This window comes from Desulfotomaculum sp., assembly GCF_982386235.1.
Map to the genome: position 1 here is coordinate 57,285 of NZ_CEVWQM010000024.1, position 10,165 is coordinate 67,449.

Below are 10,165 nucleotides of genomic sequence, written 5' to 3' on the forward strand. Positions count from 1 at the left end.
CCAACCAGAGCGACGTGCATCCACAAGGATCACTACGATGTCGAGATGGGTTTTTTAGGTGATTCATTTGATCGAATATATAAAAAGCCGCAGGTAATTACCGTCAATGGGATTGTCAATATAATCGCTGAACTGCCAATTAACGCCTGTAAAAGCTCGACAATGATTATCTCGCGGTTTAAAAGATGCAGGAGGGAATCAGAGTAGGTCAGCAGTAGCATAATAGTTGTTAAGGAACTTCCAATATAAGCCAATACCAAGGTGTTTGCCATGGTACCCATGATGTCACGCCCGATGCTCATGCCACTTTTAAACAGCTTTTGAAATGTAATATTGGGAGCATGTTCGCATAATTCAAAAAGTGCAGATGAAATATCCATTGCGACATCCATGATTGCTCCCATGGCGCCAATGATAATTGCCGCAAAAATGATGGCAGTAAGTTCAATCGGTTTGTCCGGATTGAGCATCGTTAAATAAATGGAGTGCTCATCTACGAACCCCGTAAGATGAAGTATTCTGCTCATGATAGTAGTAGTAACGGCTGCAATAATTGTCCCGGATATACAACCAATCATAGTCGCGAGCGTTTTCTTACTCGCTCCGTTAATTAAAACAAGCGTCATCGTAATTGTGTAAAGGCAGGTAATTACAGCGCTTATGTAAGTGTTATATCCATTCATGACAGATGGAACAAACACGAAAAAGACGAATAAGAATGTAAAAGTCAATGAAAGTAAGGTGTTAATACCTTTCCAACGCCCAATTAATAAAACCAACCCTGCAAATATCAGCCCCAGAATAACAATTTTATCAAACCGATAATAATCTACAAACTGCCAAGGTGTGACGTCGGTATTTGGATCATCCATCTGTAAAAGCATGATATTGTCTCCTGGTTCTACTTCCTTTATAAATTCACTTCCGGCAAACATACTGTCAATTAATTGTTGCACGGTAACCACCTGATCTTTATAAAGACCATTTTTAATTTTAGCGGTAAAAGTAATATTTGTGCTTGTATAGCTTTCAGTTTCGCCAACCGGTATTTCATCAATTGATCGATCAAGTACAGCGATTACCTTCCCCTTAACAGTTTCTTCAGCAGATACACTGAAAAGGGAAAAATCTTTTATTGCAATGCGATTGCCGACAAATATGGCTAAAATGGACAAAGCCACAGCTATAAACCATATAACAAACTTTTTTTGATGGATTTTTTGTCTTGGTTTTTTATTCACAGAGAATAGCCCCCCATTTAGACCTAGTAGATAATTATGTAATTAGCAAGTATTGGCGTAGGCATACCCAGCGGCTCATAAAGACGCCAGAGCAAAGCGATGCAAATTCCAAGCGTAGGATAGGCTTAATTATATCAGTTCGTTACTTATTTGGCAGGCAGTTTTACAGTATTTCATAGTAGATTGCCTTTAATTTTTATACAGGGAGTGCACTAGAACATGGGTGGTCAATTTAGTATAAATAAACGTAACCCTCCACTGCCTCTGCGGGCGTAATTTTTGTGACACGAATTTGAGGATCGTTGTATTTCCGGCCATCATAATCGTATTGCCCGATAAAGATAGTTCCTTCAACCATTACCCATGAATCTTTTTTTAATTCGGAAGCCTTGTCGTATTTACATAACAGCCCGGCAGGCGCTAAATCTGCGACACAGCAGGACATCATCAATCGGGCAGGTACAAACTCATTCTCTTTCAGCGTTTCAAGATCTTTGAATACGAACCCCGTCATAACAACCGTGTACCCTTCGTATTTGTCCATACTTGTGTATATTTCGGAAAGCCAGAGGCCGAAATCATCATTGGAAACCGTGATTTTCTTGTTTACGGCATCTAAGCCGGGCAAACGGGCTAAATGGTCCCCATCCGGCATATCGGTTTGCTTGCCGGGGATGGTAGTGTCTATGGGGTCTGTAGGCACTGTATCTTCCAACAACGGGTCTTCGGTAGGGGTGCTGGTTGCACCCTCAGAGCCGGCGTTATCCGACGGAGCCTGTTTTTTAGGTGCTCCATATTGGCTGGTTTGTCCGGAAAAAGCATTCCCGCTAAGGTAATTACCGGAAAGATCCGAGGTGCCCAAAGGGCTGTGGGGAAGCAAAAGCAGCAAAACAGGAATCGCCAGCACAAAGCAATGGCTGGATCGCACTTTATGCTGCGGGCGAAACAGCCTAAAAAGGCTCACACAAGCCCATATCAGCATGACGGTTGCCGTAAAGCAAAGATACGGCTTCATTCTGGGCGTAACATAGGAAAGGTATTTCCCGCTGCTCGCCAAATATAGCATCAAAGCCCCAAAGGAGCAATAGCAAAGAAACTCCAGAAAAACCTGCGAATTAAACGCCCTCGCCCGCATTTTTATATCCCTCCTAAACCGGCAAACAAAAAGACCACGGCAAAGCATACGATAAATGCTGTAAACAATAGTTTAGCGATAAAACTCTTCGAAAATCCCGAACGGAGCATCAGCACATTTTTAATGTCCATCATCGGCCCAAACACAAGAAATCCCATGATCGCACCCATTGGAAACTGATTCGCAAAGCTGCGCGCAATAACGGCGTCGGACGAAGAGCATAGGGAAAGAACGAACGCCATTGCCATCATAATGATAATGGAGACCGCTAGCCCGGCGCCGCTTTGTGCGTCGCTGAATATGCCGGTTCCCAGCACTTGAAATAAAGAAGCAATGAAGGTTCCGATCATCAGATACTTCCCGACGCTGAAAAATTCCGCTTGCGAATGGCGGATAAACAGGCCAAGCTTGCCAGAGAAAGTGGTGATTGACTCGGCATCCTCATAACAGCCGCAGTTGCACATCAGCCGGTCAAAGGTGCCTCCGGATAGTACATTACCCTTTGGTGACCAGATGGCAAAAATAAGCCCGATGATAATCGCGGCTATCATGCCAAAGCAAATGCGCTGGATCACAATTGTCAGGTTGCCGCTGAAGGCGTAATAGGTCGATAAAATCACCACGGGATTGATTACCGGCGTAGCCGCCATAAAGGTAATCGCTACGGGCAGGGGAATCCCTTTTCTCACCAAGCTCCTGAAAATCGGGATGGAAGCACAATCGCAGACCGGGAGGCAAAAACCGCCCAGAATCGCGGCCAGCATGCCTGCGCCCAGTGATTTGGGAAATCTGCGCTCGATAAAGCCCTGTGGAATAAAAACCTGAATCATCGACGACAACAATACGCCGATCAGCAGGAAGGGAACGGCCTGCAGGATAATCCCTAAAAATACGTTGATAATCGTATTGAACGGAATTTGGAACGCCTCAAAAACGGGCCGTGCGACAAAATGCAGGATGACGAGCAAGGAAACTATAAGAAAGAAGAAGTTGACCGGATGCTCCTGCCTTCCGAAAAGCTGTTTATATAAGTCTTTATAAGCCCTTATTTCATATATATTAATGCCTGAATTTATGCCGTTCAGCAGGCGGTGAATTCGTTTATAAACAGTTACCGAATGCACATTGCGAACCACGGCAAAATCACTGTTTGCAATCTGCTCGGGCAGAGCGCCTCCCGTCCTGCCCAGCAGATTTTCTATGCTTGCCGCGTCCGCAATGTGGATGACTTTTTGAATTTTACACAAGCCGCGAAGTGAGTCTTGTAAAAGCAAAGCTTGCAGCCTGGAAAATGGGACGACACCGTTCCACTCGATCCAGATTTCTTCAGGGTTGTAGGTTTGCAGGATATACAGAATTTGACTGACTACTTGCAGGGGCTGCTGCTCCAAAGCCTTTTTGGGGAAAGAAATACGGTGGCAGTTATGATACTGCCTCTGGAATTCTTCTTCGCCGCTCTCAAACTGTATAACAAGTATCCTGATATCCTGCCAGTCGCGCCTGTTCAGCAGGGTATTCAGAAACGTCGTTTTCCCGGCGTCAAGGAACCCGGTCACAACATAAACGGGTATCGCCATCCTAGCATTCCTCGCTAAAGAGGATGCATAACTCCTGTCTGTTTAGATTCCGGCCGATGATGCAAAGCATGTTGCCTTTGGTGGCGCATTTTGTCACTTTTATATCTCCGGGGAGATATTGCAGGTTCATATATCCGCTCGGCCCGCGAACGATACCTTTTGCGCGAAGAATCGTTCCGTTCGCGCTTCTCTCCATATTGGATAGCCGCTCCTTCAAATCCTCAATGCTGAATAGCCGATTTGTCCGAATGGTAACTGTATCAAAAACATCTGCCGCAGCATGATGATGGCCGCAAGAACAATTTTGGTCATCATCATGGCTATGTTTGTGCTCCGCGTAACTGTGCGCACCACGGCACCCGCAGTTGCAGTCATGTGTGTGCACGTGCTGCTCTATACGGACGCGATTATTACGGTGTGGGTGGAGTATTTCATCCACCTTGATCTGGCCCCAAGGCTTCGAAAAGATGACCGCATGCGGATTTAAGCCTCTGATTATTTCACAAGCAGCGTTTACCTGAGCAGGGAACTCCTCGGCACGGCTAAGTAAGACGGCATCGGCGTTTTGAATCTGATCCTCAAAAAATTCACCGAAGTTGTCAAGATACATTTTACAGCGTTTTACATCTACGATTGTTATTTTAGCCTTTACTTTAGCAAGCGGCAGGATGCGCGGGTCCGAACAGGCCTTCATAATATCCGATAGTTTGCCAACACCGGAAGGTTCAATGACGATTTTGTCGGGGTGAAAGCGATCCAAAAGTTCTCTAAGGGCTTTGATAAAATCACCCGAAAGACTGCAACAGATACAGCCGGAATTCATTTCTTTCACTTCAATACCGCCCGATTTCAACAAGGCGGCATCAACGCTGATATCACCAAAATCATTTTCAATGAGAGCGACTTTCTCATGCCGAAAGGACTCTCTGAGCAGCTTTTGAATCAGCGTGGTTTTTCCCGCTCCAAGGAAGCCGGATATTACGAATATTTCTGTTGACATGCAACTCCTCCTAAAAAAATACTAACTCAGGCTGATAACGATCAAGTGGTCTTGCAATCACTGCAGAGTCCTAATACCTCCAGATTATGGCCCATGACCTGAAAATCCTCATCCTCAAGTTTTGGAATAAACCTCTCCATTGGGCAATTGTCCATTGCGATGATCTTGCGGCAGTTCAAGCAGACAGCATAATGCTTATGCTTGAAACGGTTTAATTCATACACCGCCATTTCATGATTCATCACATTGGTTTTAATCACCATGTCCTTTTTTACGAAAAGCTCCAGTATCCGGTAGACGGTAGACATCCAAGCCGCGTCTCCGCTTTTCTCCATTCTTGAGCATATATCTGCGGCGCTTAAGGGCTTATCGGTATTTTCAAGTACCGAGAGCACACTTTCGCGTTGCCTCGTTCTCTTTATCCCCGCTGGCCAGATGTTCTGTCCCTCTTTCAATGTATTCACCTCATTCGATTTTTTGTCAGGACTGTGTAGCCCCCCTTGGGTTCTATGTAAATTTACTGAAATATGCCGACAGAGCTCTCTCAATTTCTAATGCCCGATATGCAAATGCGTTTCATTTGCATTTATGTTTATTGTATCGTGCAAATCCCGTAAAGTAAAGTTTTTTGGATATAAGCCGAATGTAGCATAATAGGACCGTCATTCGCGACGGGTAAAGCGAATGGTGAATTGCAGCTTTTTTGCGACTTCAAAGAGCTGTTCGATGCCGGACGTGTTAAGACTATCGGTGATCTTGACAAGGCAATACTCGGAATGGGTCAGGTAGCTTTAAAGCATAATGCAAACTCACCAGTCAAATGACAAAAGCCTTTAGGCACATGTTTGTGCCTAAAGGCTTTTATCATTTGATATAGAGATATTTTGTTATTTGAAAGCTAGTTTCGATCACTTCCCCTGTAGAATTACATCCACGATGCATTTACTCAGGCGCTCTATAGCTGTTTCAACCTTTTCTGGCTCCAGTCCGGAATAGTTAATGATCATCATATGGGTCTCACAAGCTTGTTCGTCATGATAATAATTAGAGACACAGGAAATACGAATCCCGGCACTTTTGGCGGCACTTATCAATTTTGCATCTGCCACATCTGTGTTCACTTTCATGAGAAAGTGAAGTCCAGAGTCCTCTTCTAGAATCGTCACATAGGGGTTTAAGCTGCTTTCGCGGATGGCCATTAGGATGGTATCCCGTTGTTTTCGATAATAGGTTCGCATGCGGTTAATATGTTTTTCAAAATAGCCCTCCGAGATAAAGCGTGCCAGCGTGAACTGCTCAAAGCTGGACACGGTACAGGAGTAGAAACCCAACTTCTGATAAAATCGACCCACAAGATGCTTGGGAAGAACCATATAGCTAATGCGAAAGGTTGGTGCCAGGCTTTTGGCAAATGTGTTAATGTAGATTACCTTTTCCATTACGTCGATACTTAACAGAGTAGGAATCGGTTTACCGAACAAACGGAACTCACAGTCATAGTCGTCCTCAATAATATAGCGCTCATTCTGTTTGGCGGCCCAGCTTAAAAGCTCATACCGTCGGCTGACTGGCATGACAATACCAGTGGGAAAATGATGGGAAGGGGTAATGTGGAGAATGTCAGCTTCGCTGCTTTTCAAAAAATCTGCCATTACGCCGGAGTCATCCATAGGAATATGACAGCACTTAACATCGTTGCTCTCATATATTTTAGTGAGCCTGGTATAGCCTGGGTTTTCCACAGCATATAAGTGGTTTCTACCCAGCAGTTGGATAATGACGCTGTATAGGTATTGCGTTCCGGCACCTACTATAATCTGTTCAGGGTCCACCGACATGCCGCGGAACTGGTAGAGGTGCTCAGCGATGGCCTGCCTCAGTTTCAAAACGCCGCCCACCGAAGTGTCTGACAGCAGAGCCAGCTCATTTTCGGTTGCGGTCACCTCCCTCAGCAGTCTGGTCCAAATAGAGAAGGGAAAGGTATCCGGGGCTACGGAATTCCTAACAAAGTCAGCATAATAGGCTGGCTCATTTTTTGGCCTTTGGTCTGCCAGTGGTTTTTCTTTGGCAGGATGTATCGTTTGTTTTTTCAGATTGGAGACAAAATATCCCCTTTTGGGGAGCGAATAAATATAGCCCTCTGCCGCAAGCTGAGCATAGGCATTTTCGATCGTAATGATACTTACCCCTAAGTTTTTGGCAAAGACACGTTTGGAGGGGAGTTTTTCATCAGGCTTTAACTTCTTTTGCAAGATATCCATTTTAATACATTTATAAATATATTCATACATACTTTCTGACCCTATATTTTCGAAGGAATATGTTAACATAATTATAACCTCTTCGCTAAACTGACTATGGCCGATTTTTTCAGATTGGACATTTTAATATAGCCAGTTAAGAGTATACTCAATATTATTAAATATGTAAAGCGAGGGGTTTTATAACAATGAATAGCAAAAGATATGAATTAAATAAGGAACTTGCCCAGATGCTGAAGGGAGGCGTGATTATGGATGTAACCACGCCAGAACAAGCGAAGATTGCGGAGTCTGCCGGGGCCTGTGCCGTCATGGCCTTAGAACGAATTCCCGCAGACATTCGGGCCGCCGGTGGCGTTTCCCGTATGAGTGATCCCAAGATGATTAAAGGCATCCAGGAAGCGGTTACCATTCCGGTAATGGCAAAGTGCCGCATTGGTCATTTTGTAGAGGCTCAAATCCTGGAGGCAATTGAGATCGATTATATTGATGAGAGTGAAGTACTTTCACCAACTGACGATGTTTATCATATCGACAAGACCAGATTCCGGGTGCCCTTTGTCTGTGGTGCAAAGGACCTGGGAGAAGCCCTGCGTAGAATTAATGAAGGTGCTGCCATGATTCGCACCAAGGGGGAACCGGGTACGGGGGATGTGGTTCAGGCGGTGCGGCATATGAGAATGATCAATAGGCAAATCAGCCGCATCGTTGGCCTGCGAAAAGATGAGCTTTTCCAAGAGGCTAAAGAGCTGCAGGCACCCTATGATCTGGTTCTCTATGTTCATGAGCATAAGCGCCTGCCGGTAGTCAATTTCGCCGCCGGCGGCATTGCTACACCTGCGGATGCTGCCCTTATGATGCAGCTGGGTGCGGAAGGTGTTTTTGTGGGCTCCGGTATCTTTAAGTCAGGCAATCCTGCCAAAAGAGCTCAGGCTATCGTGAAGGCGGTTACCAATTACCAGGATCCAAAGGTAATAGCAGAACTGTCAGAGGATCTAGGCGAAGCGATGGTGGGTATCAACGAGCAGGAAATCGAATTGCTCATGGCGGAGCGAGGCAAGTAATATGAACGTAGGAGTACTGGCGGTGCAAGGGGCCTTTGCCGAGCATGAGGAGATTCTCTCGCAGCTTGGAGTGGCTTATATTGAGCTTCGGAATGGAGAGGACGCTCGCCAAAATTTTGATGGGCTGATTTTGCCGGGCGGTGAGAGTACCACCCAAGGCAAACTGCTCCGGGAACTGGGCATGTTTGAGCCGCTTCGGGAAAAATTATCAAAGGGTTTGCCTGTTTTGGCAACCTGTGCGGGCCTTATTTTGCTGGCTGAACAGATTTCCAACGATTCTGCCCGATATTTTGGCACTTTGCCGGTAACGGTCAAGCGCAATGCATACGGCAGACAACTGGGCAGTTTTTACACAGAGGAACAATTCGGCGATTTAGGTAAGGTTCCGATGACTTTTATCCGCGCACCCTATGTTGAAGCCGTGGGTGAGGGTGTAGAGATTCTTGCTAGGGTAGATCAGAACATTGTAGGCGTTCGATTTAACAATCAAATTGGGCTTTCCTTTCACCCTGAACTGAATGGGAACAGGAAAATTCATCAAATGTTTCTCGATAGCATTAACCCCACTTAAGCAGCGACTATTAATGTAATAGGTGTCTTTGTGACCACCCCTACCCGGATAAGTATGGCCAGGTTTTCTAGTTTGTTAGCTCGTTGCTACGAAGCATTATATTGCTGATTCTTGCAACATGCTTAAACTAGTTATATAATAATGGCAATATTCCGATTAAAGGGTGTTGGGTATGGAGTACATGACTGTTAAGGAAGCTGGTGAAAAATGGGGGACTGGGAGCAGGATTGTGACGTTGTACTGCGCCGAGGGCAGAATAGAAGGTGCAATGAAAAAGGGCAATATGTGGCTTGTTCCCCAGCATGCCGTAAAGCCGGCTGACAGAAGACGAAAAAAAGCCCCAATGCAAAAAGAAAAGGAAGCAGCGATAGCCAGAGAAATATATGATATATATGAACAAAGGCAACATAATAACCAGTGGCCCTTTCAGTCCTTGTATGAAAACAAAGAGCTGTTTGTGGAGATCGTGAAGCATTTTCCCTATCCAATGCACATCTGTGAGCCAGACGGAACTTTGCTCCTGGCGAATGAAGCATTTATAAAGTTTGCTAAAATAACCAACCCAGAAAAACTTTATAAAAAGCATAATATACTGCTCAATCCCAACCTTGAAAGATGGGGAATATTAGAATTTATGTTGCAGGCCTATCAGGGAGAAGTGGCTCACGCATATGATATTAAAGTACCGCAGCAAGAAATTTTTCAGCGATTAAATGGAGAAAAAGAAATAGTTTGTGGAAGCATGTATCAAAATTTAACTTCCTTCCCTATCTGCAATGAAAATAACCAAATCGTATACATCGTGACGGTTTTTACTACATCCCGACATTATCAGGGCAGAGAAGAGGTTATGAAAGGCAAAGAATACATAGATAACCATTGGAAGGAAGAATTTGACGCAGATAAATTGGCTGGTATTGTTTATATGAGCAGGTATCATTATACACGGTTGTTTAAAAAGCATACGGGTATGACACCCTACAACTACTATCAGGACGTAAAAATTGGTAAGTTCAAGGAAAAACTGTGTGACAACAATCTGTCCATCGCCCAAGTCTTTGCCGAATGTGGTGAGGATTACAATGGTAATTTCGCAAAAATATTTAAACAAAAAGTAGGTATGACCCCTTTCCAATATCGAAAGATGATTACTCGAAAATAAGAAATTCATAAAAAATGGGGCTGTCGCAGTAAGCCAGCCTGGAAAACAACAAAAGACGGCGACTGGCAGATGCCAGAAGCCGTCTTTTGTTGTAAAATATAGTTGTGAACAAAACTTTACAGCCAAATTATACATTAACCGGGAATGTATATCA

Annotated in this window: 9 protein-coding genes; 3 read left to right on the forward strand and 6 right to left on the reverse strand. The window is 44.5% G+C overall.

Annotated elements, in window-relative coordinates:
• Positions 1 to 32: 32 nt before the first annotated feature.
• From AC1U9Z_RS13855 to pdxR, 6 genes are all read right to left on the reverse strand, one after another.
• Positions 33 to 1,241 (reverse strand): YibE/F family protein, encoded by a 1,209-nt coding sequence (locus AC1U9Z_RS13855; protein WP_479957940.1) that lies wholly within the window; start codon positions 1,239 to 1,241, stop codon positions 33 to 35.
• Positions 1,242 to 1,473: 232 nt separating this feature from the next.
• The gene (locus AC1U9Z_RS13860; protein ID WP_479957942.1) at positions 1,474 to 2,376 is read right to left on the reverse strand and encodes a TIGR03943 family putative permease subunit; all 903 of its coding nucleotides are present in this window, start codon (positions 2,374 to 2,376) and stop codon (positions 1,474 to 1,476) included.
• A gap of 2 nt (positions 2,377 to 2,378) precedes the next feature.
• The gene (locus AC1U9Z_RS13865; protein WP_479957944.1) at positions 2,379 to 3,953 is read right to left on the reverse strand and encodes a permease; all 1,575 of its coding nucleotides are present in this window, start codon (positions 3,951 to 3,953) and stop codon (positions 2,379 to 2,381) included.
• A 1-nt stretch (position 3,954) separates the two neighbouring features.
• Positions 3,955 to 4,953 carry a CobW family GTP-binding protein gene (locus AC1U9Z_RS13870; RefSeq protein WP_479957946.1) on the reverse strand — a complete coding sequence of 333 codons (999 nt, stop codon included), beginning with the start codon at positions 4,951 to 4,953 and terminating at the stop codon, positions 3,955 to 3,957.
• 41 nt (positions 4,954 to 4,994) lie between these two features.
• Positions 4,995 to 5,408 carry a Fur family transcriptional regulator gene (locus AC1U9Z_RS13875; protein ID WP_479957948.1) on the reverse strand — a complete coding sequence of 138 codons (414 nt, stop codon included), beginning with the start codon at positions 5,406 to 5,408 and terminating at the stop codon, positions 4,995 to 4,997.
• Positions 5,409 to 5,861: 453 nt separating this feature from the next.
• Positions 5,862 to 7,283, reverse strand: a complete 1,422-nt coding sequence (gene pdxR, locus AC1U9Z_RS13880) for a MocR-like pyridoxine biosynthesis transcription factor PdxR (RefSeq protein WP_479957949.1) — start codon at positions 7,281 to 7,283, stop codon at positions 5,862 to 5,864.
• Positions 7,284 to 7,402: 119 nt separating this feature from the next.
• On the opposite strand from pdxR, the gene pdxS reads away from it, so the two are divergent.
• From pdxS to AC1U9Z_RS13895, 3 genes are all read left to right on the forward strand, one after another.
• Positions 7,403 to 8,278, forward strand: coding sequence for a pyridoxal 5'-phosphate synthase lyase subunit PdxS (gene pdxS / locus AC1U9Z_RS13885; protein ID WP_479957951.1), 876 nt, complete (start codon positions 7,403 to 7,405; stop codon positions 8,276 to 8,278).
• Between the two features lies 1 nt (position 8,279).
• The gene (gene pdxT, locus AC1U9Z_RS13890; protein WP_479957953.1) at positions 8,280 to 8,849 is read left to right on the forward strand and encodes a pyridoxal 5'-phosphate synthase glutaminase subunit PdxT; all 570 of its coding nucleotides are present in this window, start codon (positions 8,280 to 8,282) and stop codon (positions 8,847 to 8,849) included.
• Between the two features lie 172 nt (positions 8,850 to 9,021).
• Positions 9,022 to 10,011 carry a helix-turn-helix domain-containing protein gene (locus AC1U9Z_RS13895; RefSeq protein ID WP_479957955.1) on the forward strand — a complete coding sequence of 330 codons (990 nt, stop codon included), beginning with the start codon at positions 9,022 to 9,024 and terminating at the stop codon, positions 10,009 to 10,011.
• Positions 10,012 to 10,165: the final 154 nt, after the last annotated feature.